Consider the following 25,339-nt stretch of genomic DNA (forward strand, 5'->3'; position numbering starts at 1 on the left):
GATCGCGAGGGTCGGGTCAACGAAAGCGGTTTTCAAAGATCGCAGACAAAAGGGAAAGATAACCTCCCGGCCCCGCCGCTCTCGACGGTATTCGTCTTGCCTGCAGAAGCCATTGGCCGAGGCGTCCGTCATCGAAGCGGTGCGGCGCCGGCTGGTGGCCGGTTCCGGCGATGATGGACGTCAGCCCCGCAGTCCTGTTCCGATCGGGCTGGTGAACGACGCGAGCGCCGGCAACAGGCTGAGGAGAGTGCCGACACAGAACAGCAGGCCGATTTGCAGAAATTCGGGCTTGCCGAGCGAGATCGCGAGGTGAAGACCGGTTTCCGCTTCGACCAGCTGCGACAGCACCGAAGCGGCTGCGCCGCCGAGCAACAGGCCGGCGGCGCAGCCGAACGCCATCAACGCGGCCATCCCGAGCCAGATCACGAGCAGGACATAAAGCCGGGGCGCGCCCATGGCCCGCAGCACGGCATAGCGTCGCCGGCGCAGCCCCGTCACCGCGATGAGGAGAAGCAGGATCGCGGCGAAGACCAAGGTCGCGTTCAGCGTCGAGGCCAGGATGAGAACGCCACGCGCATCGCCGAGTGCCCGATAGAGTCCCACCAGCACTTCGGCGGGGAAGAACGCCATCGTCCCGCCCTGGCGATACTGGCTGCGCAGGGCGTAGGCTCCGGCGACGCTGCGGGGCTTGACGACGATCGCCGGCACGCCGGGTATGGGGGCTCCGTCGAAGGGCGGGCCGATCGTCTCCGTCCCGGTCGCGTGTCCGTTGCCGAGGCCGTGGACTTCCCAGACGCTTTCGATGGGCACCAGGATCGCGCGATCCCACGGCGATCCAAGTCGCGGCAGGCGCCCGACGACGGTGTAGTCGTGGCCGGCATGGCGATGACCCGCCTCGTCGGCATCCTCCTCGCCGGGCTTGTGCGCCTGTCCCGCGACGCCATGCGATGGCGTGATGCTTTGACCAAGGCGATAGTCCACATCGGCGCCGACGACAGCCTCGCCTTCGGCGGAAAAGAGCCGGCCCTCGTTCGGCGCGATGCGGCCCCAGCGTGTGGCGAAGGCCGCTGTGGTGCCGATGATCGGATAGCCGCGGGTGACGTCTCCGAAGGCGATCGGCGCGAAGCCGGCGACGCGCTCGTCGCGGGCCAGCGCCCCGAGAACGCTCCCCTCGACGAGCGGGATCGCGTCGAGCTGCAGATAGACGGTCGACATCAGCAGCTGCGCCTGGCTGCCCGGAGCACCGATCAGCAGGTCGAAATCGTCGGCGGCCGCCGCCGAACTCTGCCGTAACGCGCGTTCCTGCGCCCCGATCGCCACGCCGATCGCCACGGCCACCGCCACCAGCGCGACGATCGCGGCCGCCGTCCAGCGCAGCGCACGCAGATCGGCAAGGACCATTGCAAATGGATTCATGCGGCCGCGTCCCACAGCTGCGTGGCGGTTGCGATGTCGAGCCGCCGCTCCATCCGCGCCAGCAGCGCGGCATCATGCGTGGCGCAGATCAGCGTGGCCCCGGCCTCGCGGGCGGCATCGACCAGCAAGGCTCCGACCTCGTCGGCATGGGCTGCATCCAGGCTCGCCGTCGGCTCGTCGGCGAGGATCAGGGCGGGGCGCCGGCAGACCGCGCGCGCGATCGCGACGCGCTGCTGTTCGCCACGAGAAAGCACGCCGGTCCTGCGGCGCAGATCGGTGAGGCCCATGCGCGCGGCGACCGCCGCCGCCTGCTCCCGTTCCTCCCGGCCGACCCGCCACGATGAGAACGTTGCGGGCAGGGTGATGTTGGCGAGGATGTCGAGTTCCGGGATGAGGTGGAAATCCTGGAAGACGAAGCCGAGCGTTGCGAGACGCCAGCGGTCGCGAGCGCCGGCCGGCAGCGCAGAGAGTACGGTCTCGCCCCAGGCGACCGTGCCCGTACCCGGCACGATCAAGCCGGCGATCAGGTGCAGAAGCGAGGTCTTGCCCGAGCCTGAAGGACCGCGCAGCCCGATATGGGTGCCTGCAGGCACGGTCAGTTCGGGAATGTCGAGGACCCGAAACGGGCGCCCGTCGCCGCCGCGATGGTCGAGAGTGACGGCGGAGAGCCGGAGCGCTCTGGCGGCAGCTCGTTCAGGCGAGGGTGAAGCTGGCATCGACGAGTCTGATCTGGCTGACGAAGCCGGTATCGCGATCCGTAGCCGAGCCGATCTCCAGCCGGCCGGCCACGACGACCTTGCGGCCGGCGCTGACCATCGGCGTTATCTCCTTCATGAAGACGACGACGATATCGACCGGCCAGTCGGCGTCCGACTGGCAGAACGGGCAGATGGCCAGCGGCTCGCGCGTCAGCACGAAGAAATGGCTTTCCGGCTTCAGCGGCGGCGCCATGTAGCCGGTCAGGCGAACCGGCTGTCCGCGCAGCGCGACGACCCGGTCGGAGAATTGAAAGCCGAGTACGCCGAACGATTTGTAGAGGCCGTCGAAGGTGATCATGCCGGAATCGGCCGCGAGGGCCTTCCCGCAAAGCGTTGCCGCCGCGAGACCCATCAGGGTCGCGCGGCGGGTGGTCAGCGTATGACGGCGTTGCCGCTGCATCCTTCGTTCCTGTCGGCGGCCGGCCGGCTTACTTGCCGCCCAGGGCCAACGCCTCCGCCATAACGCGGAAGACGTAGGTGTTGGGCTTGTGGCCGCGGAACTTCTCGGCGCCGGGGCCCATTGCGGTCAGCAGACCGTCATCGGCCGAATGGACACCGGAATTGGCGTCGAAGGGCAGGTTGCCGGCCTTGCGGGTTGCGAGCGGGCCGGTGCAATCGCCCTCGTTGGCGACATTGGTCTTGCCGTCGGCGCTCTTCACCGCCGGCACGCGCTCGCCGTTCATGAAGGGGCGGCCGGTGTCGCAGGTGTCGGGATATGTGCCGAAGACGACAGCCAGCCGGCGCGAGGTGTTGACGTCGGTCGGGTAGCCGTCGGCATCGAGAGGGCCGTAATTCGGCGGCTTCGAGTCGGCGTAGGTGCCGAGCTTGTCGCGCAGGAGCTGGCCGGGGCGCTCGTCGTCATAGGTGCCGACGAGCGAGACCGCATGGGTGTGGTCCGGCACGACGATGATCAGCGTGTCGTTGCGCTCGCCTGCGAAATCCTTGGCGATCTTGACGGCGTTGTCGAGCATGATCGTGTCGAACACCGCGCGCTCCCAGTCGAGCGAGTGGCTGTACTTGTCGATACGGCCCGATTCCACCATCAGGAAGAAGCCGTCCTGATTGCCCTTCATCATGTCGATCGCGGCCCTGGTCTGCTCGGCGACGTCGGGCTGGTCGGGAAACTTCGAGATGCCGCCCTTCTTGGCGATGCGCAGGTCGAAGGCGCCGTCGATGTTGGAGGTGTTGTAGAGGCCGAGCAGCTTCTTGGCGCCCGAGGCGGCGGCCGCGTTCATCTCGGTTTTGGTGGTGGCGATGGTGTAGCCGGCGGTCTTGAACTGCGCGATGAAGTCGAGATCGTCGGTGCGCTTGGAGCCCGGCGTCGACTTGGGCAGGAAGTTCGGCGAGCCGCCGCCCATGATCACGTCGGGCTGCACCTCGTGGAACATCTTGACGATGTCGTTGTAGTCCGAGCGGCGGCGGGTATGGGCGACCATCGAAGCCGGCGTCGCGTCCTCGATTTCGGCGTTGGTGACGACGCCGACGGTCATCCCGCTGCGGCGCTTGATCAGCTCCGCGATGGTTTCTACCTTGGGATGGTCGAGCGTCAGTGCGTTCTTGGCGCAATAGACGCCGAGCGCATTGACGCAGGATTTGTGGCCGGTGGTGTAGGCATGGGCGCTGTTGGCGCTGTCGGTGACGACCGAATCGTTGCCGGAAGTCGAGATCAGCGCCATGTTGGGCATGTCGTCGATGGCGAGTTCGCCATTATAGCGGCCTTCTTCCCAGCCCTTCGACATGATGCGCGCGGCGGTGCGATGCGCGATCGACATGCCGTCGCCGACGAAGAGGATGACGTTCTTGGCGCGGCGCGGCTGGGCGGTCGCGAAGACCTCCCACTTGACCGTCGCCTTTTTGGTGCCTTGCGTCGCCTCGACAACATAGTTGCCGGCCGGCAGCGTCGCGCCACGCAGCCAGAGGGCCGAATGCTTCTGGCCTTCCTCGTTCTGCATGAAGGCCGTCGCCTTGCCGAAAATCTCGGCGGGTGCCTTGCCGTTGATCGTCACGGCGACGTCGGCCGAGGTCGGCGCGTCGGGAAACTCGACCTTGAAGTCGAAGCGCGAGCCCTCGAGGATTTCGGCGCGGTTGATCGGATAGATCGTCTGCGCGGCCACCGGCGCGGTTGCAAGGACGGCTCCAACCGCCGTCGCGTGCCAAATCGTTTTCAGTTGCATCCCCACCTCCGATGATCCGTGATCCTATGGATGGGGCGAGCTAGTTGCAGCCGCGCATGACACTATGGCGACGGTAGGGGAGTCGATCGGCGAAGTGCCGGCATTCATGTCAGTGTGTCCCATTACCGTCCACCGCCGCGTCTGGTCGTCGGGGGCCGTCCAAGCTGCAAGCAGGTTCGTGCCGATGCTGGATCTGCGGACGCCTGCTCGTCGCCAAGCTGCATCTTGTCACATGATCGCGCCGAAAGTCGCCTTGTTGTCATGTGACTCCCTGAAACCTCGCACCTCATTCAGCGGAGTCGAGATGGACTATTTCAGGCGCTTCACCTTCCTGTTCGCGACGCCGAACTTCGATGCGGAGGATCTCGAGGGAATCCGCTTCCATCAGATCGTCGACGAGATCGAACGCTCTGGCTTCGAGGTCGTGAAGGCCCGCAAGCTCGAAGACGCCGAGATCGCGGTGCAGACCGATGCCGCCATCGGCTGCATGGTCGTCGATTGGGGCAAGAAGGGCCTGGAAGGCAAGACGGCGTCGCTCATCAACCTGATGCGCCGGCGCGGGCTCGAATTCCCGATCATCCTGCTGATCCGCCGCAAGCGTTTCGAGGATGTGCCGGTCGAAGTGCTCGATTTCATCGACGGCTACATCTTTCTGTCCGAGGAAACCCCGCCCTTTATCGCCAAGAGCCTGATCAGCCGCCTCAAGCAATATGCCGAGACGCTGAAGACGCCGTTCTTCGGCGCGCTCGTCGATTATGCCGAGGAGGGCAACCACCTCTGGACCTGTCCGGGCCATAATGGCGGCGTGTTCTACAGCCGCAGCCCGATCGGGCGGGTGTTCATGGAGCATCTCGGCGAGGCGGTCTTCCGCGACGACCTCGACAATTCCGTGCTCGATCTCGGTGATCTGCTGACCCATGAGGGTCCGGCCCTCAAGGCCCAAAAGGAAGCCGCCCAGATTTTCGGGGCGGAGAAGACCTATTTCGTCCTCAACGGCACTTCGACCTCCAACAAGGTCGCGCTGGCCGCGCTGGTGACGGATGGCGATCTCGTGCTGTTCGACCGCAACAACCACAAGGCCGCTCATCACGGCGCGCTGCTGATCGCCGGCGGCATCCCGGTTTACATTCCCACGGTCCGCAACGCCTGGGGACTGATCGGCCCGATGCGCTGGGACAGCTTCGACGAGGACGCTCTTCGCGAGCGCATCCGGACCAATCCGCTGGTCAAGGACCCCGAGGCCTGGAAGAAGCCGCGCCCGTTCCGCGTCGCCGTGGTCGAGCAGTGCACCTATGACGGAACGATCCACAGCGCGGAGATGATCCTCCAGCGCATCGGGCATCTCTGCGACTACATCATGTTCGACGAGGCCTGGGCCGGCTTCATGAAGTTCCACCCGCTCTATGCCGGGCGCTTCGCCATGGGGCTGAAGGATCTCGGGCCCGATTCGCCGGGCATCATCGCGACGCAGTCGACCCACAAGCAATTGGCGAGCTTCAGCCAGGCCTCGCAGATCCACATGAAGGACCGGCATATCAAGGGCCAGAAGCGCCGCGTCGAGCACCGCCGCTTCAACGAGAGCTTCATGCAATATGCCTCGACCTCGCCCTTCTATCCGCTCTTCGCCTCGCTCGATGTCGGTGCGCAGATGATGAAGGGGCGCTCCGGCGAAGTGCTCTGGGACGATACGATCCGGCTCGGCATCGAGCTCCGCAAGAAGATCCGTGCCGTCAGGCGCGAGTTCGAGGAGAAGGAGGCGCGGCCCGAGCGGCGCTGGTTCTTCGAGCCCTTCGTGCCCGACCGGGTCTCGATCCCCGATGCCGCGCGGCCCGGCGGCGTGCATGACGTCGCCTGGGAGATGGTCGCGACCGACCAACTCGCGAGCGACCCGGCCTATTGGCAGCTCGCGCCCGACGCGGCCTGGCACGGTTTTGCGGGGATGGCGGCGGGCTTTGCCATGACCGACCCCAACAAGCTGACGCTGCTGACGCCCGGCTTCGATCGCGCGACGGGCGCCTACACCGAACACGGCATCCCGGCGCCCGTCGTCGCCCAGTTCCTGCGGGAGAACCGCATCGTCGCCGAAAAGAACGATCTCAATTCGCTGCTCTTCCTGCTGACGCCAGGCGTCGAAGCGAGCAAGGCCGGGACGCTGATCAGCGGGCTCGTCGCCTTCAAGAAGCTCCACGACGAAAACGCCCTGCTCGAAGACGCCATCCCGGAGTTCTATCGGCGCAGGCCTTCGCGATACGAGGGCGTGCGCCTGCGCGATCTCTGCGGTCAAATGCACCGCTTCTTCCGCGACGCCGATGTCAGCGGGTTGCAGGCGAAGCAGTTCTCGCCCGAGCACCTGCCGGAGATGGCGATGTCGCCCCATGATGCGGCACGCTGCCTGACCCGCAACGACGTCGATTACCTGCCGATCGACACCATCGCCGGCCGCATCGCGACGACACCCTTCGTGGTCTATCCGCCGGGCATCGCGACGATCGTTCCCGGCGAGCGGCTGACCGAGCGGGCCCAGCCGATGATCGACTATCTCAGGATGTTCGAGGCGAGCTTCAACACCTTCCCCGGCTTCGATGTCGAGATCCAGGGCGTCTATCGCGAGATCGATCACACCGGCGCGGTGCGGCTTTACACTTATGTCGTCGGCGAACAGGCCGGCGGCTGAGCAGGCACGATCCATGGAGCAGCAAACCCCCGTCGTCATCCGGCCATCGCGCGATGCCGATGTCGAGGCCATGCTGGCGATCTATCGCCGGCATATCCGGCGCGGCGTCGAGGACGGCGTCGAGGATCGCGGCACGCCCCAGCCCGACGATCTGAAGGATCGGCGCAAGAACCTGCGCAACCGCCGGCTGCCGCATCTGGTGGCGACGCTCGGCGGCGAGGTCGTCGGCTATGCCTATGTCGTGCCGTTCCGGAAACGGCCGGCCTACCGTTTCACGGTCAAGCATTCGATCTACATCCATCACGACCATGTCGGTCGCGGGATCGGGCGTCTGCTGATGCAGGCGCTGATCGACGCCTGCGCCGCCGCGGGCTTCAGGCAGATGATCGGCTATATCGACGCGGAAAACGCTGCTTCGCTGGCCCTGCATGAGCGTTTCGGCTTCGCGCGGGTCGGCCTGCTGCCGGGCGTCGCCTATCGCTACGGCAAATGGTCCGACAGCGTCATGGTGCAGAGGTCGCTGGGCGTCGGCGCGACATCGCCGATCGCGCCGAAGGGCGGCTCGCCGACACCTTAAACGCGGTGAGCCGCGATTGCTGAACCGAAGCCGCGCATTCTAAGTCCAGATCATCGCTCCGCCCGCGATGCGGCCGGAGCGATGGTGCCAGAAGTTTAGAGCATTGCTTGAGCGAAAACCGGTACCCACTTTTTCGCGCAATGCTCTGGCCGGCCGACGACTCAGTAGAGATCCGGGACGTGGAGCTCCGGGGGCACGGCCTGCCGGGCATAGTCGGGATGGCGCACGCGGTCGGGCAGGGTGATCTCCTGCTTGGGCACATCCTCATACGGAATCTGCGCCAGCAGATGCGCGATGCAGTTGAGCCGCGCCTTCTTCTTGTCGACCGCCTGAACCACCCACCACGGGGCATACTCCGTATGGGTCCGGTCGAACATCTCTTCCTTGGCGCGGGTATAATCCTCCCAGTGGATACGGCTTTCCATGTCCATGGGCGAGAGCTTCCACTGCTTCAGGGGGTCGGCGATCCGCATCTGGAAGCGGAACTCCTGCTCCTCGTCGGTGATCGAGAACCAGTACTTGATCACGATGATGCCCGAGCGCACGAGCATGTGCTCGAAATCGGGAACCGAGCGAAAGAACTCCTCGAGCTCCTCGGGGGTGCAGAAGCCCATCACCCGCTCGACGCCGGCGCGGTTGTACCAGCTGCGGTCGAACAGGACCATTTCGCCGGCGGTCGGCAGATGCGGGACGTAGCGCTGGAAATACCACTGATGCTTCTCGCGCTCGGTGGGCGCAGGCAGCGCGACGACGCGGCAGAGCCGCGGATTGAGGCGCTGCGTCACGCGCTTGATCGCGCCACCCTTGCCGGCCGAGTCGCGACCCTCGAACAGGACCACGACCTTGAGCTTCTTGTACTGGATCCAGTCCTGGAGCCGCACGAGCTCGTGCTGGAGCCGGAACAGCTCGCGAAAATAGATCTTCCGGTCGAGGGTCGAACCGGCAGGGCCGACACCTTCGGCGACGAGTTCGTCGATCCGGTCCTCTTCGAGCTGCATCTCCAGCTCTTCGTCGAAGCTGTCGGCGATCTCGGCTTTGATGCGGTCCAGATCGGTGGTCATGACTGCTAACCTTTGACATTTGCTCTAGGGAACGGCGGGCAGGGCGTCTTGACGCTCGATCGCTTTCCGCAGCCCCCGTGCAGCCCCTGGAGGAGTGCACCGGGATCGCGGCAAGCCTGAAGCCAAACGGCGGCAAGACGCACCCACTGCCAGCGTGGCAATCTCGCCGGCTCAAATGACGTTGGGATGAAGGCGTGGACCATGCGCCTGAAACCCGACCAATCATGCGACAAGGTGTCATCGCAACGTCAGATTCGCGGCTCACTTGTCGATCGCCATGTGGGCTGGGGGTCATTCATCATGTCAAGTATCGCTTTGGACACTGCCGCTCGTCAGGACGCTGACAAGCCTAAACTCGACGCGCCCAAGGGCCTCGGCGCCCTCGCGTTCTTTGCCGGAATCATGACCGCCGGCTTGGCTTATATGGCCTTTTCGCTTTACCAGGACATCAGCTCTGCCGGCACTCCGGCGACGACCTGGCTGCCTTTCGCCCTGCTCGGCGTCGCGATGCTGATCGCGCTCGGCTTCGAGTTCGTCAACGGCTTCCACGACACCGCCAACGCGGTCGCGACCGTGATCTACACCCATGCGATGCCGGCCAATGTCGCGGTCGTCTGGTCAGGATTTTTCAACTTCCTCGGCGTGATGATGGCCAGCGGCGCGGTCGCCTTCGGCATCATCTCGCTCCTGCCCGTTGAACTGATCCTCAACGTCGGATCGGGCGCGGGCTTCGCCATGGTCTTCGCGCTGCTGATCGCCGCGATCCTCTGGAATCTCGGCACCTGGGCGCTTGGCCTGCCGGCCTCGTCCTCGCACACGCTGATCGGCTCGATCATCGGTGTCGGTCTCGCAAACCAGCTCACCAGTTCCTCGAACGGCACCTCCGGCATCGACTGGAGCAAGGCGATCGAAATCGGCCAGTCGCTGCTGATCTCGCCGCTGTTCGGATTCTGCGCCGCGGCGCTCGTCTTCCTTACCCTCAAGATCCTGGTCAAGAACCCCGAACTTTATGCCGAGCCCAAGGGCAACAAGCCGCCGCCGCTCTGGATCCGCGGCGTGCTGATCGCGACCTGCACCGGCGTCTCGTTCGCCCATGGCTCGAATGACGGCCAGAAGGGCATGGGCCTGATCATGTTGATCCTGATCGGCTGCGCACCGACAGCCTATGCTCTGAACCGCGCCATTCCTGCCGGCGATCTCGACAATTTCCGCAAGACCGCGATCGCTGCCAGCGCGTGATCGACCAGAAGGCGCTCGGCTACGCCATCATCGGCGATCCGCGCCAGAACGTGACGCGCTACGTCTCTGAAAGGAAGATCGACGACACGACCTTCCCGGCGCTGTCGGCGCTGAACAAGGAGATCGTCAAGCAGCTTGAGACCTATGGCCACCCGTCGAAATTCCCGGCGGCCACCGTGGGCAACGCCCGCAACGACATGTATCTCGCCTCGGAATCGATCAAGCACATCTTCAAGGCCGACAAGAAGGAAGAGAAGATCTTCACGCCGGAGGATCTGAAGGTGATGACCGCCTACAAGGCATCCCTTGACGACGCGACCCGGTTCATTCCGTTCTGGGTCAAGGTCGTGGTCGCGCTCGCGCTCGGCCTGGGCACGATGGTCGGCTGGAAACGCATCGTCGTCACAGTGGGCGAGAAGATCGGCAAGTCGCACCTGACCTACGCTCAGGGAGCCTCCGCCGAACTCGTCGCCGCGGCCACGATCGCGGCCGCGGATGTTTATGGCTTGCCGGTTTCGACCACGCACATCCTGTCCTCGGGCGTCGCCGGCACCATGGCGGCCAACAAGTCGGGGCTGCAGATGTCGACCGTGCGCAACATGCTGATGGCCTGGGTGCTCACGCTGCCCTGCGCCATTCTCATCTCGGGAACGCTCTTCATCATCCTGCGCCAGGTGTTCTGACACCCGCCGCCAGCAATCCGACGACGGCGCCGCGGGCGGTTCGCCCGCGGCTGTTTTGACTTCGATCGTAAGCGAGGTCGCCCTGACGAATCGCGCCCGCCCTGCATCCTGACGTGCAATCCCGGATGGGCATCATCTGGGGCCTATCGTTTCGACGAAGAGGGCCGTCCGCGCCTGCAGCCGCGTGATGAGCAGCTCGAACTCGGCAAAATGGCGGCCGGCTTCGAACCGGCAGCTCTACGTGCTCTCGATTCTGACCCTCGGCTTCTTGCCCGCAACCTTCGTCACGGGCTTTGGGGCATCAACGCCAAGGGTGTGCCCTTGGGCGGATGACGGGCTCGGCTTTACCTATGTCGCATTGATCTGCATCGCCGCCGCCTGGGGTGCGATGGTCGTGCTGAAGCGCCGCGGCATCCTCGGCTGACCAAGGCTCGAAGCAGGCAGACGCGCCTCGCTTGGCGGCGTGTCTTTTACGGACGGGCTTTCAGCGTCGCTCGAAATCGCGATGCACGTCGTGCGCGACGATTCCGGCGCCGTCGGGCGGGATCGTCAGCCAGTCCGATCGGGTCAAGGTCTGCCGGGTATCCTCATAGCCCGAATGCCAATGGTCGCGCATCGAGGTCCGTGAAAACTCGTGATCCTTGGCGTGGCTCTCATAGGTTTTCTGCTGATAGATCAGCTGCAGGATGGTATGCTCCGGCAGTTTCGCGAGTTCGTCGCGCAACTGGCGGTTTTCAGCGCTCAGGCTCTCTTCCGGTACGGCCGAGAGAGCTTCATGCGCTTTCTTCTTCCAGCTCTGCAATTGCTGGAACAGGTTGGTCGTATAGCGCGTGCGCGACGAGTACATGATGTCCTTGTGCCGCCCCATGACGTCCTGCAACGTCCGGGGCAGCGGGCCGCGCGACGAGAACAGATCGACCTGAAAGATCAGTGAATTCAACGTGTCTTCCTGATCCAGCAAATGCTGGAGCGGGGTATTGGAGACGATGCCGCCATCCCAGAAGTGATCGGTGCCGATCTGGACCGTCGGGAAAGCCGGCGGGAGCGCACCCGAGGCCATGATGTGCTCGGGCGCGATCTTCTCGCGCATATTGTCGAAGTAGACGAAGTTGCCCGACATCGCATTGACCGCGCCGACGGAGAAGTGCACCGCCTGACTGTTGATCAGGTCGAAATCGACCAGTTCCAGCAGCGTCTCGCGCAAGGGCGAGGTATCGTAGAAGCTCGTCGCATCGGTCGCGCCGGCCGCGGCGAACCACGGGCTGCTGCGACGCGGCTCGAAGAAGCCGGGCTGGCCGAACAACGTCGTGAAGAAAGACGACGTCGCATTGCGTGCCTGGCGGAAGACGTCGCCTTCGGGCGTAAAGAGCCAGACCTTGCGGTCGGTGATGCGGTCCCAGAACTCCCGCAGCCGCTCCAGCCGCCGCTCGCGGGGGTTGCCGGCGATCAGGGCCGAGTTGATGGCGCCGATCGACACGCCGGAGACCCAGTCCGGCTCGATATCGGCCTCGTGCAAGGCCTGATAGACCCCGGCCTGATAGGCGCCTAGCGCGCCGCCACCTTGCAACACCAGCGCGACCCGGTCGCAGCGGTCGGGACGCCAGCCGAGATAGCGGCTATCGGGCAGGGATACGGCTGTGGACGCGTTCATGGCTTGGTGATCCCTGCATCGTTCGCACTGCAACAAGGATCATTGCTGAAACTGCGGAGGTGACAGCGATATGACGCCAACGGGCCTGAAGGTCTGTCACGGATCCGTCAGCCAAGCTTCATCCCAACGTCAGTTTCATTCGTCAGGGCTCGGCCATGGCTTTCGCAGCGCGGTATTCGCCGCCATGACCAGCCAGGCCCGAGGAGCACCGTTATGCTGAAGGACAAGACTGCCGTCGTCACCGGCTCCACCTCCGGCATCGGCCTGGCGATCGCCCGCGCCTATGCGGAGCAGGGCGCCAACATCGTCATCAACGGCTTCGGACGGCCCGAGGAGATCGAGGCGGAGCGTAAGGCTATCGAGGCCGATTTCGGCGTCAAAGCGCGCTACAGTGCCGCCGACATGGCCCATGGCGGCGCGATCGCGACGATGATCGCGGAGGTCGAGAGCGAGTTCGGGTCGGTCGACATTCTGGTCAACAATGCCGGCATCCAGTTCGTCGCGCCGATCGAAGAGTTCCCGATCGAGAAATGGGATGCGATCATCGCGATCAATCTCTCTGCCGCCTTCCACGCGATCCGCGCCGCACTGCCGGGGATGAAAGCCCGCAAATGGGGCCGCATCATCAATACCGCATCGGCCCATGCGCTGGTCGCCTCGCCGTTCAAGAGCGCCTATGTCGCCGCCAAGCACGGCATCGCCGGACTGACCAAGACGGTCGCGCTCGAAGCCGCGACCTTCGGCATCACCGCCAACGCGATCTGCCCCGGCTATGTCTGGACACCGCTTGTCGAGAAGCAGATCCCCGAGACCATGGCGGCCCGCAACCTGACCAAGGAACAGGTCATCAACGACGTTCTGCTGCATGCCCAGCCGACAAAGCAGTTCGTGACGAGCGAGGAGGTCGCCGCGCTGGCGGTCTTCCTGGCGTCGGACGCCGCGAAATCGATCACGGGAGTCATCTTGCCGATCGATGGCGGCTGGACCGCGCAGTAAGGAAAGCGAGACCATGAACCGCAAAGACATTCTCGACCTGCCGTCCATGCCGCTGGCGGGACCGAGTTACCCGGCCGGCCCGTACCGCTTCGTCAACCGCGAATACATGATCATCAGCTACGAAACCGATCCGGAGCTGATCCGCCACCATCTGCCCGAGCCGCTGGAGCCGATCGCCCAGCCGATCGTGCATTACGAATGGATCAAGATGCCGGATTCATCCGGCTTCGGGACCTACACCGAGACCGGCATCGTCATCCCCTGCAAGTTCGGCGAGGAGGAGGTCAGCTTCGTCTCGCAGATGTATCTCGACCTCGAGCCGCCCATCTCGGCCGGCCGCGAGATCTGGGGTTTCCCGAAGAAATATGCCCATCCCAAGCTCGAAGTGGTCAAGGACACGCTGACCGGCACGCTTGAATATGCCGGCCAGCAGGTCGCCATGGGCACGATGGGCTACAAGCACGAGAGTCTGGCCGGGAATGGCGTCAGGACGACGCAGATCCTGACCAAGACGCAGGTCAACCTCAAGATTATTCCTGGCGTCGATGGCGAGCCCGAGATTTGTCAGCTCGTGGCGCTGAACCTGACCGATATCACCGTCAAGGGATCATGGATCGGTCCCGGGCGGCTTCACCTCGTCCCGCATGTGAATGCGCCCGTTGCCGATTTGCCGGTGCGCAGGGTGATCGGCGCGCATCACTTCATCGCCGATCTCACCTTGCCGTTCGGGCGCAAGATCCATGACTACATGAATGGCTGAGGGCTTCGGCGCGGGGACGCCTGTTGTCAGGCAAATAGCGGGACGCCGGGCAGTTGGTCAGAGGGTTTAAACCGAAGTCAAAGAGGGAAGCTGAAGCCAGCCAATATCAGGCCGCTCGCAGCCTTGCCGCGAAACGGGTCGCTGCTTCACGAACGGCACCGATACGCGCATCCAGACCCTGGATCTCAAGCGCTGCAACTCTGGATTGGCGAACGGATTCCGCGTTCGCCTCGGCAATCTCCTGCACGCGTATGGCGGCGTCCCCAGCGACGCCTGAGATGCGCGATACGGTCGCGCTGAGGGTTTCGACGACGGTCCGCTGGGAACTGATCGTCCGGCTGATGTCGGTCGTGGTACGTTCTACCGAGCCAACTTTGCTGACGATCGCCGAAACTGCGGTCGAGGCATCGAGCAGTGCGGCTTCAACGGTGGCAATGCGCTCAGCGATCTGGGTCGTCGCCTCGGCCGTTTGAGCCGACAGTACTTTGACCTCGTTGGCGACGACCGAAAAACCTCGGCCGTGGACGCCGGCGCGAGCTGCCTCGATCGTTGCATTCAAGGCGAGCAAGTTGGTCTGTCGTGCGATCGCATCGATCAGGCCGACGACGCCTCGGATCTGCCCCGTATTCTCTGAAAGCCGCGCAAACACGAATTCGGCTGCCGAGGCGCCCTCGTTGGACCCCGAAGCGGTCACTGCAACCCGCTCGATATCAGAGTGGACTTTTGCCAGGACATCGCCAAGCTGCATCGCCGCACCGGCGATGCGATCGGCATCCACGCCGGCGCCCACGACCGCGGTCGATATTTCGACCGAGACGCTCGCCACCTGATCCGAACGGACGACCGCATCCTCCGCGCCGACCCGCAGCGAGGCGCTGGACGTAACGATATCGAGCAGCAGTCGCGTGATCTGCTCCTCGAATTCGGTTGCGATCAAGCCGAGCTCTTCTGCGCGGCGATGGGAATGCAGATTGGCAAGTTCGGCTTCTGCTTCACGTGTGGTCAGGGTCGCTCGGGCATCTCCGAGGGCACGGACGGTACGCGCCAGTTGACCGATCTCATCGCGCCGCTGCGTATGAGGGACTTCGACGAGATCCAGGGGGGATGCGGCAGCTTCGATCACCTTCATCAGGTCGCGCAGCGGACGGGTAAGATGCGCGTGCAGAAATATCATCGCCAGAACGGCGACCGTGAGCGGAACCCCGATCGCGGCGACGACGATTTCGACTAGCAATGAGTTCGCGAGTTCGTCGGCCCTCCCGGCAGCCTGTTGCGCGCGCGCAGTGAACCCGTCCGCGAGATTGCCGGTCAAAGACAGAATCTCGCGAACGTTGTCCCGTGCCTCGATTGCGTCTGCCTCGATCAACGCGGCCTTGGGCGAGACGCGCCTGCCGATATCGACGATGCCCTTCTGGAAGTCGACGAATGTTCTGAGCCTGGGATCGAGCGTGGGGCTTTTGGTCCTGATGTCGGCCGGCAATGCGGACCGAAAAGCGGCCCGGGCAGAATCGACGAGTTCGATTGCCTCATCAAGTCGATCGATCGCCTGTTTCCCTTTCGCCTCGGATTCAAAATCATCCAACCGGCTGAGTATCGACGTTTGGGCAACGCGGCTTGCAAGGAGTGTCGCACGATTTGAAAGCGCTTGGCTGATGGCCGCGTCCTTCTCGATCGCTCTGATTTCCTGGAGCCCTGCCGCTCCAGCCAGAAGTCCGACCCCTACCGCGACGACCAGCAGCACGAACAAGCTGGTTATTTTCGCTGTCAAACCGAATTTTAGTCGCGGCATCTCGCTCTCCACTACGATGCGCAGATAAGGCAAAGGACGAAACGCGAGGTTAAGAAGGCTAATCGAGACAATTGGTTAGCCGGTTATCTTCAGGTCAATAACAGGCCATGCCAGGCCGATCCTGATCGCTTCGATCTGCCACAATTGGGAGGCTTCCAGCCAAGGGATCGACCTCGAGCGATGCAGCCGCCCGGTCGATTGGACTTCTCGAGTGGTTTGAACCGGGTCGCCAGATGGCTAAAGCTCGCCGCGCTGCTCGATCGCGAGAGCGTGTAGTTTTTTCGTTGCCGCCTGGTCGGTCTCAGACTGGTCAATCATTACGCCTAAGGCAGCCAAGACGATGTCTTTTTTCTTGGCGTTCGGGTGAGCGTGACGAGCAGCTTTGAAAAGCTCTTCGGCGTCGGCGTAGCTGTGAACCAAACGCAGCAAGGTGATCCCGATTTGATAGGGGCTATCTGTCATTTTGAACTCTTTCGGCGTTTCGCGAAACAGCGTTCTGGTTCGATAATAGCGGCGAAATGAGGTCTGAGATACACTGGGATCCGTATCCCGGCAGAGGCTCGACAATCGTCCGTCCGTTTCGAATTGCGAGGGGAGAATTAGCGGCTCAAAAGAGCAGGGGAGGTGGACGGTCCCGTGTCCTCCCGACGAGAACCTGGCAATACCTGCTCAAATGTCGAGCCGATGTGCGAGCAGCACATCGACAGGCAATTGGCCGCTCCAGAGTGCCTCCAGCTGAGCCACGACCTTGCCGCCGAAATCGTCGTAAGGGATGTGGACCGAGGTCAGCCAGGGGGCGATCCAGGCATTGAGCGGGTTGCCGTCGACGCCGATCAACAGGCATCGATCGGGAATCGCGACGCCCTGCTCGACCGACAGCCGATAGGCGCCATAGGCCATCATGTCGCTGACGCAGAGCAACGCCTGCGGCCAGCCGCCGGGTTGCGAGACCAGGGTTCGGGCGGCCTCGTAGCCGATCTGGATATGCGACAGGCCCGGCGCCGTCGCCTGCCGAATGGCCTCCCGAGGCAGCCCGCGCGCGACCAGCCGTTCGACGAAACCCTCGGCGCGTTGGCGCGTCGAGGCGGATGGTTGCTCCGGATAGATCACGGCGGGTTGCGCGATGCCCTGCGCGAGGCAGTGATCGGCGGCCGTGGCGCCGGCGGCGTGGTTGTCGATGCCGACATAGGCGCCGCCGCCATCGGGGTTGGGCCGGCTGACGAAGACGACCGGCTCTCCGCGCGCGACGGCCTCGGTGAGCGCCGGGCTCGCGACGGCGCTGACCATGACATAGCCCTGCACGAGCTGGGAGCGCATTGCCTGCAGATACTCGTCCTGTAGGTCGGAGCGGTCATGGGTGTCGCACAGGATCATGACGTAGCCCGCCGCACGCAAAGCGGCTTCGGTCGAGACCGCGATGGCGGCCATCGCCGGGTTGTCGAGATTGGGTGCGAGCATCGCCACGACGCGGCTTTCGCGGCGGCGCAGGGCACGTCCGACATGGTTGGGGCGATAGCCGAGTTCGGCGACGGCGGCCTCGACCCGCGCGATGGTCTGCGGGGAAGCGCGCCGCGTCTCGCCGTTGACGATGCGCGAGACGGTCGCCGCCGAGACGCCGGCCTGGCGTGCAACGGTTTCGAGCGACGCAGCCCGTGGCGCTATCCGTCTCGTGCTCACGCCTTTTCGTCCCTCCCGCCCACTCACGCGGCGCGGAGCCGGCAAACCATCCGCCTCCGTGAATGGCCAATATCGCGCGGCTTGACAAGTTAGGCAAACGTTTGCCTAAATTAGGACAAGGCGCCCGGCGAGGCGCCCGCAAAGATCGACAGGGATGGAGCGGATCATGACGAGGACGGGCTGGATTTCCACGCTGGCACTGGTTGCCGGCCTTGCCGCAGGCAGTGTCGCGCAGGCGCAGACCACCGTGCGGATGACTTGGTACTCCGACGGCAATGAAGGCGAGGTCGTCGCCGATCTGCTCAAGCGCTTCGAGGCGCAGAACAAGGACATCAAGGTCGTGCTCGACCAGGTGCCCTACAAGGCGATCACAGAAAACCTGCCGGTTCAGCTGGCCTCAGGGCAGGGCCCCGACATCGCCCGCGTCGTCGATCTCGGCGGGATCGCGCGCTATGCGCTGGATCTGCGGCCCTATCTCAAGGATGCCGCCTATTGGGACGCCAATTTCGGCCCGTTCCTGCCCTGGATGCGGCCCGAGGGCGACACCAAGGCCATCCCGGGCTTTATGACGCAGCTCACGGTGACGGGACCGCTCGTCAACAAGACGCTGTTCGAGCAGGCCGGCATCGCCATGCCGGGCGCGAAGGCGACCTGGGAGGATTGGGCCAAGGCGACCAAGGAGGTCGCCGCCAAGGTGAAGGCGCCGTTCCCGATCGCCATGGACCGCTCGGGCCACCGCTTCTTCGGGCTCGCGATCTCGCAGGGCGCCAAGCTCTTCAACGAGAAGGGCGAACCCGCCGTCATCGACGAGGGCTTCAAGCGCGCAGCGCAGCTCGTCTACGACTGGCACAAGAGCGGCGTCATGGCCAAGGAACTCTGGGGCTCGGTCTCGGGCGCGGCCTATCGCGGCGCCAATGACGAGTTCAAGAACGCCCAGGTCGCGCTCTACATGTCGGGCTCCTGGCAGACCGCACAGTTCGACAAGACCATCGGCAACGCCTTCGATTGGGTCGCGGTGCCGACACCTTGCGGTCCCGCCGCCTGCACCGCCATGCCGGGCGGTGCAGGGCTCGTCGCGATCAAGACGACCAAGAACCCCGAGGCCGTCGCCAAGGTGATGGAGTATCTTGCCAGCGAGCCGGTGCTGAGCGAGTTCTACAGCCGCTCGCTGTTCGTGCCCGGCCATCTCGGCATCGCCGCCAAGGGGCTCGACTACAAGGATGGAAGCCCGCTGGCGAAGGCCGCGCTCAAAGTCTTTTCCGAGCAGGTCGCGACCATCTCGCCCGTCGCCTACAAGCTGCAGGGCTATGTCAACAACCGCATCATCTTCAATGCGGTGATCAGCCGTGTCGGCCAGGCGATCTCGGGCGAGACCACCCTGGACGAGGCCTATCAGCGCATCGCCTCCGACATCACCCAGCAGATCGCCGAGCGCGACAAGAAATAATCGCGTGCCGGCCGCTCCCAGCACACCGCGCCGCAGCGCGGCGGCCCTTGCGGCCGCCCCGCTTGCCGGACTCATGCGCCTCGTCGACTGGCCGATGCGCGGGCTGCAGCGGCTCCTCGGCGAGCGGCGGATGGCCTACGTCTTCCTGCTGCCGAACCTCGTCTTCTTCGGCCTGTTCGTCTTCGTACCGCTGATCATCAACGTGGTGTTCTCGGTGACGGGCGGGGCGGCGCTGTTCCCTTCCCAGAGGCCGTTCGTCGGCGCGGGGCAGTATGCCTACCTCTTCGACTGCGGCTCCTGGCTCGATCCCGGCTCCTGCCGCGAGGACCATTTCTGGCGTGGCGTCGCCAACACGGCGAAGTTCACGGTTTTCCAGGTCGTGGCGATGGTGCTGTTCTCGCTGGTGACGGCGGTGGTGCTGAACATGAAGATCCGCGGTCGCGGTTTCTTCCGGGCGGTCTATTTCTTCCCAGTCCTTCTCTCGCCAGTTGTCGTGGCGCTGATCTGGAAATGGATCCTGCAGCGCGACGGCCTGCTCAATGCCGGCATCACTTCGCTCGGCGGCGAGAAGATCCTGTTCTTCATCGACCCGGGCTGGGCGATGTTCTGGGCCGTCTTCGTCTCGATCTGGGCCCATATGGGCTTCTACACGCTGATCCTGCTCGCGGGCCTCCAGGCCATTCCAGCCGATCTCTACGAGGCCGCCGAGATGGATGCGACGCCGCGCTGGCGCGCCTTCCGCCGCATCACCTTGCCGCTGCTCTGGCCCAACATGGTCGTGGTGGTCGTGCTGGCTCTGATCAAGGGCGTGCAGACCTTCGACGAGGTCTTCGTGTTGACCGGCGGTGGGCCCGGCACGGCGACGCTGATGGTGGTGCAGTACATCTACGAGACGGCCTTCTCCAATCAGGTGCAGAATTTCGGCCTCGCGGCGGCGGCTTCCGTCGTGCTCGGCGTGGTGTTGTTCGCGCTGACGCTGGCGCAACTCGCCGCCGGCCGGAGGAAGGGCGCATGACCGGCGTCGCGACCCTCATCAAAGCGCGCCGCAAGGCCGGACGCTGGCACTGGACCGATGTTGCGGCCTACGCCTATCTCGCCTTCGGCGTCGTGCTGATGTTCGGCCCCGTGGCCTGGCTCATGCTGTCCTCGTTCAAGACACAGGCCGGTCTGCTCGAATTCCCGCCCTCGCTGCTGCCCATGTCGCAGCAGGAGGTCACGGTGGCCGGCTATCCCCAGCGGCTGCCGCTCTTCGAGGTCACGATGGAGGACGGCGCGAAGCGCGTTCTTGCGCAGGTCAGGCGCATCGGCATCCAGGCGCAGATGGTCGATCCGGCCAATCCGGGCGAGACGATCCGCGTGCCGATCGACAAGCGGACGCCCGTGCGCGGGTTCAAGCTCGCGACAGAAAATTACACCGAGCCGCTGGAGCGCTTCGCCTTCACCCGCTTCCTCGGCAATTCGGTGTTCGTAACCGTAGTCGCGACGCTGATCACGCTGATGATCAACTCGATGGCGGCCTATGCGCTCTCGATCTACGAGTTCCGCGGCAAGAACACCGCGATGCTGATGGTGATCGGCACATTGATGATCCCGATCACCATTATCCTCGTGCCGGCCTATCTCGTGATCACGTATCTGGGGCTGGTGAACTCGCTCTGGGCCGTGATCCTGCCGGGTGCGGCGACGCCGACCGGCGTCTTCCTCCTGCGGCAATACATGCTGACCCTGCCGCGCGACCTGATCGAGGCCGCGCGCATGGACAAGGCCTCGGAATGGCAGATCTACTGGCGGATCGTCATGCCGCTCGCCATGCCGGCGCTCGCGGTGCTGGCGATCTTCTCGATCATGTGGCGCTGGAACGAGTTCCTCTGGCCGCTCGCGGTACTGACCAAGACCGAGTCCTACACGCTGCAGATCGGCCTCAACGCCTTCCAGGGCGAGTTGCAGACGCAGTGGCATTACCTGCTGGCGATGACGGTGGTGACGCTGCTGCCTGTCGCGCTGGTTTTCGTCTTCCTGCAACGCTTCATCACGACCGGTATCGCAAATACAGGAATGAAATGACCGAAACGGATCTCTCATGGCGCAACTAACGCTCAGCGGCATCCGCAAATCCTTCGGCGCAACGACCGTGATCCACGGCGTCGATCTCGCCGTCGCCGATGGCGAATTCGTCGTCTTCGTCGGCCCCTCGGGATGTGGGAAATCGACGCTGCTGCGCATCATCGCAGGACTGGAGGACGTCACCTCCGGCGGCATCGCAATCGACGGGCAGGACGTGACCGGGCTGCCGGCCTCCGAGCGCGGGCTCGCGATGGTGTTCCAGTCCTACGCGCTCTATCCGCATATGAGCGTCTACGCCAATATGGCCTTCGCGCTGGAGAATATGGGGCTGAAGAAGCCCGACATCGACGCGCGCGTGCGCCGCGCCGCGACGATGCTGCGCCTGACCGATTATCTCGACCGCAAGCCGAAAGCCCTCTCGGGCGGCCAGCGCCAGCGCGTCGCGATCGGGCGCGCCATCGTGCGCGACCCGAAAATCTTCCTGTTCGACGAGCCCTTGTCGAATCTCGACGCGGAGCTGCGCGTCGCGACCCGCAAGGAACTTGCCGGGCTCCACGCCGAACTCGGCGGCACGATGATCTACGTCACCCACGATCAGGTCGAAGCGATGACGCTGGCTGACCGGATCGTGGTTCTGCAGGGCGGCCGGATCGAGCAGATCGGCACGCCGCTGGAACTCTACAATGCGCCCGATAACCTCTTCGTCGCCGGCTTCATCGGCTCGCCCCGGATGAACCTGCTGCCGGCGACGATGGCTGGCCCCGGCGCCGTCGCATTGGGCAAGGATGAGACTATGATGGACACCGGCATCGCCGCGGCGCTTCCGCAGGGGGCGGCGATCACGCTCGGCATCCGACCCGAACATATCGTGCTGGCCGGCGCCGGCGAGCCGGGGCTCGCCATGACGATCGAACTCGTCGAGCGGCTCGGAGGCGAAAGCTATCTCTACGGCTCCGTGCCCGGCCTGCCGCAGATCACGGTCAGGCTCGACGGCCAGACGGCCCATGGTCGCGGCGACAACGTCGCCCTGCGCTTCGACCCTGGTCATCTGCATCTCTTCGACGAGGCTGGGCTGGTGATCCGCCCCGCGCTTGTCTGAGCACATCCTCACTATCGTCCATCGCTCCGGAGCACGCCTGAGATGAAAGCCCTGACGCAAGGCCGCTATGCCGGCCGCGACGGACAAGCCGCCCTGTTCGACCTGGGCCATGGCGCGACCCTCGTCGTGCGCATCCTGGAGGGCGATATCGGCCGCGTCACCCTGCGCCGCGAGGGCGGCTACCGGCTCGATCGCGGCTGGTCGATCGCGCCAGGCGGGCTCGAGCCTGCCTATGAAGGCCGTCCGCGCGATGATCTTTCCGGGTTCGCCTGCCCGGCGGCCACGGTCACCGAAGCCGACGGCAAGGTCGTGCTCGCCGCCGCCGGCCTGTCGGCCGAAGTCACGCTCGCGCCTTTCGGCATTGCCTGGCGCCGCGACGGCGAAGCCGAGCCCTTCCTGCGCGACCGGACGACCCAGGCCTATCTGATCTCGAACAAGACCCATGCGGTCGCCCACTACATGGAGCGCGGCTACACCGAGCGGCATTACGGGCTCGGTGACAAGGCTGGCCCGCTCGACCGCACCGGCCGGCGCTTTGCGATCGACGCCGTCGATCCGTGCGGCTTCGATGCCGAGCTCAGCGACCCGCTCTACAAGATGCTGCCCTTCTTCATCGTCGATGGGCCCAGGGGCGCGCATGGCGTGTTCTACGACAACCTCGCCACCGGCAGCGTCGATCTCGGCTGCACGCTCGACAACTACCACGGGCTCTTCCGTTCCTGGCGCGGCGATGACGGCGATCTCGACTACTACGTGATGGCGGGGCCATCGGTGCCCGAGGTGGTGCGACGCTTCTCCTGGCTCACCGGCGGGCAGGCCTTCGCGCCGCGCTGGTCCTTCGGCTTCGGCTGCACCTCGATGGCGATCGCCGACGCGCCCGATGCCGATGCCCGCATCAGCGATTTCGTCGCAAAATGCCGCGAGCACGAAATTCCCTGCGACAGCTTCCATTTCGGTTCGGGCTATACCCAGATCGGCAATCGCCGCTACGCCTTCAACTGGAACCGCGACAAATTCCCCGATCCGGCCGCGACCATGGCGCGGCTGAAGGCAGCGGGCCTGCAGCCGGTCGCCAATCTGAAGCCCTGCCTGCTCGACGACCATCCGCGCCTGCAGGAGGCGCTCGATGGCGGCTTTCTTGTGCAGGACGGCGACACGGGCAAACCCGCCGTCGCGCAGTTCTGGGACGGGCTCGGTTTCCATCTCGACTACACCAACCCCAAGGGCAGGGCCTGGTGGCGCGACGGCATCGAGACCGCGCTGCTCGACTACGGCTTCACGACGGTCTGGAACGACAACAACGAATACGAGATCTGGGACGAGGACGCTGTTTGCGCGGGCGACGGCCGCCCGTTTCCTCAAAGCCTGGCGCGGCCGGCCCAGGCGCTGCTGATGACAAAACTCTCCTATGAGGCGCAAGCCGCGCGCGAGCCCGGCAAGCGCCAGTACTCGGTGACGCGCGGTGGCTGCGCCGGCATCTCGCGCTATGCCCAGACCTGGTCGGGCGACAACGAGACGGCCTGGAAGACGCTGCGCTTCAACCTGACGCAAGGCCTCAACATGAGCCTGTCGGGGATGTTCAGCATCGGTCACGACGTCGGCGGCTTCCATGGGCCGACGCCGGGCCCCGAGCTGTTCTGCCGCTTCAACGAGTTCTGCGCCTTGTGGCCGCGCATGATCATGAACTCCTGGAACGACGACGGCGTCGTCAATCTGCCCTGGATGCACCCCGAGGTGATCCCGCAGGTGCGCGAGGCTATTTCGCTGCGATACCGGCTGATGCCTTATCTCTACACACAGATGTGGCGCGCCAGCCGCGACAACGAACCGGCAGTGCGGCCGCTCTTCTATGATTTCCCCGACGATCCGGCCGTTGCGGCCATCGACGACGCCTTCATGTTGGGGCCTGATCTGCTGGTCGCGCCTGTGCTGGAGGAAGGCGCGACGCAGCGCAGCGTCGTTTTGCCCGCCAATCCCGGCGGCTGGTACGACTGGCATAGCCGCCGTCATTTTCCGCAGGGCGGCCGCGTCACCGTCGAGGCGCCTTTGGGGCGGCTTCCCGTCTTCGTCCGCTCAGGCGCGATCATCCCGGTCGGCGATCCGATGGGTCAGGAGGATCTGCGCGAAGTTCTGGTCTTCGGACCTCCCGCTGCCGCCAAGGGCGAACTCTACGAGGATGACGGCGATACGGGCGCCTGGCGTGAAGGGCAGGGGCTGGTCATACGGTTTTCGATGAAGGCTGGCGAACTTGCCGCCAGCAGCGAGGGCGCGCATGTGCCGAGCTTCGGCAAGATCATGATCCGGACGCAGTGCGTCGAGCCGCACTGAGAACGCCCGACCAGCGATGTCCTGCGAATGCGCGAAGGGCGCGCAGAATACAGCCGCAGGTCCGGCTCGACGCATTCCATATGGCCTGCTTCGACGGCCGGATACTGCTGGCGGATAAGTCCCCGCTCAGTATTTCTGGAAGTGGAAGGCTTCGGCGAAGGTCAGCTCGACCATGTCGCCGCGCCTCAGACGCCTGAGATCGTTCTGGATGACAGGATCGGACACCGTATGGGTCCGCGGCCCAGCCGGCCCGACATAATTCACGACGCGGGTCGCCGGATTGAAATTCTCGAAGCGCGCCGTCAGCGTCAGCGACCGCACGACAAACTTGTCCGGCAAGTTCTGGAAGGATGGATCGCTGGTGGTCTCCGTATAGATGACGCTCGGCTGGGCGCCCTTGCGAGCCCGTCTGGCCCCGAGGACGACCCCTTCCACGCGCCGAATCTCGACCCGGTCACCTGCGTTGATGTTCTGGAGATTGCCGAACACCTCCGGCACCGCGACCTGCCACGTATTGCGGCCTTGACGGACGTGCACGATGCGCTCGGCGGGCTCCACGTCGACGATCTCGACATTCATCTGTTCGACTTCGACCGGGCCGACGCCAGCGACGATCACGGTTTGACTGGTCACCGTTGGGGAGGTCGCACATCCTGCCAATCCGGCGGCAAGCGAGACCGCGAGAATCATGCTCACCTGCTTCAGCATCAGCATGGGAGTTCTCCTGGCTTCAAAGGCAGTTGTTTCAGTAGCGAACGGGCCGCCTGACCACCGCGCGCCTTGGGGCAACGACCACGGCTCTCGGGGTGACCACCACCGCCCGGGGCGCAGCGACCGGTCGGCGGACCACGACTGCGCCGCCAGCGGAGACACAGCCGGCGCGAACGACACCGCGAGCGCAGACCACAGCACTCGCCTCTGTCGGAATGAGAGCCATTGCACTGCC

The 25,339-nt window shown here is 64.6% G+C and carries 20 protein-coding genes and 1 pseudogene; 11 read left to right on the forward strand and 10 right to left on the reverse strand.

Translation table 11 applies throughout. From position 1 onward, the window contains the following. Nucleotides 1-180: 180 nt before the first annotated feature. Genes AXW83_RS05165 through AXW83_RS05180 form a run of 4 tightly spaced genes read right to left on the reverse strand, consistent with a single transcriptional unit; the run spans nucleotide 181 to nucleotide 4,348 of the window. Nucleotides 181-1,416, reverse strand: coding sequence for an FtsX-like permease family protein (locus tag AXW83_RS05165; RefSeq protein WP_066619873.1), 1,236 nt, complete (start codon nucleotides 1,414-1,416; stop codon nucleotides 181-183). Continuing rightward, complete coding sequence (locus AXW83_RS05170) at nucleotides 1,413-2,132, reverse strand: ABC transporter ATP-binding protein (protein ID WP_082766955.1); 720 nt, start codon at nucleotides 2,130-2,132, stop codon at nucleotides 1,413-1,415. The genes AXW83_RS05165 and AXW83_RS05170 overlap by 4 nt, the downstream gene beginning before the upstream one ends. Then, entirely contained in the window at nucleotides 2,110-2,574 is a 465-nt protein-coding gene (locus tag AXW83_RS05175; protein ID WP_210179646.1) for a hypothetical protein, read from the reverse strand. The genes AXW83_RS05170 and AXW83_RS05175 overlap by 23 nt, the downstream gene beginning before the upstream one ends. Nucleotides 2,575-2,602: 28 nt before the next feature. After that, nucleotides 2,603-4,348, reverse strand: a complete 1,746-nt coding sequence (locus AXW83_RS05180) for an alkaline phosphatase (RefSeq protein WP_066611240.1) — start codon at nucleotides 4,346-4,348, stop codon at nucleotides 2,603-2,605. 304 nt (nucleotides 4,349-4,652) lie between these two features. Between AXW83_RS05180 and AXW83_RS05185 the strand changes: the two genes are divergently transcribed. Together AXW83_RS05185 and AXW83_RS05190 are read left to right on the forward strand one after the other, a co-directional pair. Beyond that, the gene (locus AXW83_RS05185) at nucleotides 4,653-7,022 is read left to right on the forward strand and encodes an Orn/Lys/Arg family decarboxylase (RefSeq protein WP_066611242.1); all 2,370 of its coding nucleotides are present in this window, start codon (nucleotides 4,653-4,655) and stop codon (nucleotides 7,020-7,022) included. A gap of 13 nt (nucleotides 7,023-7,035) precedes the next feature. Further along, nucleotides 7,036-7,599 (forward strand): GNAT family N-acetyltransferase, encoded by a 564-nt coding sequence (locus tag AXW83_RS05190; RefSeq protein ID WP_066611244.1) that lies wholly within the window; start codon nucleotides 7,036-7,038, stop codon nucleotides 7,597-7,599. Nucleotides 7,600-7,760: 161 nt separating this feature from the next. Here AXW83_RS05190 and ppk2 read toward each other — a convergent pair whose 3' ends face one another. Beyond that, on the reverse strand, nucleotides 7,761-8,660 hold the full coding sequence (ppk2, locus tag AXW83_RS05195; RefSeq protein ID WP_066611246.1) for a polyphosphate kinase 2: 900 nt from the start codon (nucleotides 8,658-8,660) through the stop codon (nucleotides 7,761-7,763). A gap of 300 nt (nucleotides 8,661-8,960) precedes the next feature. On the opposite strand from ppk2, the pseudogene AXW83_RS05200 reads away from it, so the two are divergent. Further along, nucleotides 8,961-10,582, forward strand: a pseudogene (locus tag AXW83_RS05200) (inorganic phosphate transporter). Nucleotides 10,583-10,769: 187 nt separating this feature from the next. Next, on the forward strand, nucleotides 10,770-11,006 hold the full coding sequence (locus AXW83_RS05205) for a magnesium transporter CorA family protein (RefSeq protein ID WP_066611248.1): 237 nt from the start codon (nucleotides 10,770-10,772) through the stop codon (nucleotides 11,004-11,006). 60 nt (nucleotides 11,007-11,066) lie between these two features. On the opposite strand, the gene AXW83_RS05210 is transcribed toward AXW83_RS05205, so the two are convergent. Continuing rightward, the gene (locus AXW83_RS05210) at nucleotides 11,067-12,233 is read right to left on the reverse strand and encodes a patatin-like phospholipase family protein (RefSeq protein ID WP_066611250.1); all 1,167 of its coding nucleotides are present in this window, start codon (nucleotides 12,231-12,233) and stop codon (nucleotides 11,067-11,069) included. A 213-nt stretch (nucleotides 12,234-12,446) separates the two neighbouring features. Between AXW83_RS05210 and AXW83_RS05215 the strand changes: the two genes are divergently transcribed. After that, nucleotides 12,447-13,229: a 3-hydroxybutyrate dehydrogenase gene (locus AXW83_RS05215; protein WP_066611252.1), complete on the forward strand. Its 783-nt coding sequence runs from the start codon at nucleotides 12,447-12,449 to the stop codon at nucleotides 13,227-13,229. 13 nt (nucleotides 13,230-13,242) lie between these two features. Beyond that, a complete protein-coding gene (locus AXW83_RS05220; protein WP_066611253.1) occupies nucleotides 13,243-13,989 on the forward strand; it encodes an acetoacetate decarboxylase in 747 nt (248 codons plus the stop codon). A gap of 106 nt (nucleotides 13,990-14,095) precedes the next feature. On the opposite strand, the gene AXW83_RS05225 is transcribed toward AXW83_RS05220, so the two are convergent. From AXW83_RS05225 to AXW83_RS05235, 3 genes are all read right to left on the reverse strand, one after another. Then, nucleotides 14,096-15,778: a methyl-accepting chemotaxis protein gene (locus AXW83_RS05225; protein ID WP_082766956.1), complete on the reverse strand. Its 1,683-nt coding sequence runs from the start codon at nucleotides 15,776-15,778 to the stop codon at nucleotides 14,096-14,098. 237 nt (nucleotides 15,779-16,015) lie between these two features. Next, nucleotides 16,016-16,240: a hypothetical protein gene (locus tag AXW83_RS05230; RefSeq protein WP_066611257.1), complete on the reverse strand. Its 225-nt coding sequence runs from the start codon at nucleotides 16,238-16,240 to the stop codon at nucleotides 16,016-16,018. 207 nt (nucleotides 16,241-16,447) lie between these two features. After that, nucleotides 16,448-17,455 (reverse strand): LacI family DNA-binding transcriptional regulator, encoded by a 1,008-nt coding sequence (locus tag AXW83_RS05235; RefSeq protein WP_066611259.1) that lies wholly within the window; start codon nucleotides 17,453-17,455, stop codon nucleotides 16,448-16,450. Between the two features lie 166 nt (nucleotides 17,456-17,621). On the opposite strand from AXW83_RS05235, the gene AXW83_RS05240 reads away from it, so the two are divergent. From AXW83_RS05240 to AXW83_RS05260, 5 genes are all read left to right on the forward strand, one after another. Beyond that, nucleotides 17,622-18,902, forward strand: coding sequence for an ABC transporter substrate-binding protein (locus AXW83_RS05240; protein ID WP_066619881.1), 1,281 nt, complete (start codon nucleotides 17,622-17,624; stop codon nucleotides 18,900-18,902). A 73-nt stretch (nucleotides 18,903-18,975) separates the two neighbouring features. Further along, a complete protein-coding gene (locus AXW83_RS05245) occupies nucleotides 18,976-19,917 on the forward strand; it encodes a carbohydrate ABC transporter permease (protein WP_082767460.1) in 942 nt (313 codons plus the stop codon). Further along, nucleotides 19,914-20,966 (forward strand): carbohydrate ABC transporter permease, encoded by a 1,053-nt coding sequence (locus AXW83_RS05250; protein ID WP_066611263.1) that lies wholly within the window; start codon nucleotides 19,914-19,916, stop codon nucleotides 20,964-20,966. The genes AXW83_RS05245 and AXW83_RS05250 overlap by 4 nt, the downstream gene beginning before the upstream one ends. A 16-nt stretch (nucleotides 20,967-20,982) precedes the next feature. Beyond that, nucleotides 20,983-22,065: an ABC transporter ATP-binding protein gene (locus AXW83_RS05255; protein WP_066611265.1), complete on the forward strand. Its 1,083-nt coding sequence runs from the start codon at nucleotides 20,983-20,985 to the stop codon at nucleotides 22,063-22,065. Between the two features lie 42 nt (nucleotides 22,066-22,107). Beyond that, a complete protein-coding gene (locus tag AXW83_RS05260; RefSeq protein WP_066611267.1) occupies nucleotides 22,108-24,393 on the forward strand; it encodes a glycoside hydrolase family 31 protein in 2,286 nt (761 codons plus the stop codon). Between the two features lie 126 nt (nucleotides 24,394-24,519). Here the strand turns inward: AXW83_RS05260 and AXW83_RS05265 are convergent, their stop codons facing one another. Then, a complete protein-coding gene (locus tag AXW83_RS05265) occupies nucleotides 24,520-25,305 on the reverse strand; it encodes a hypothetical protein (protein WP_168166028.1) in 786 nt (261 codons plus the stop codon). Nucleotides 25,306-25,339 lie beyond the last annotated feature (34 nt).

Origin of the sequence: Bosea sp. PAMC 26642, assembly GCF_001562255.1 — a bacterium.
Classification (GTDB): Bacteria; Pseudomonadota; Alphaproteobacteria; order Rhizobiales; family Beijerinckiaceae; genus Allobosea.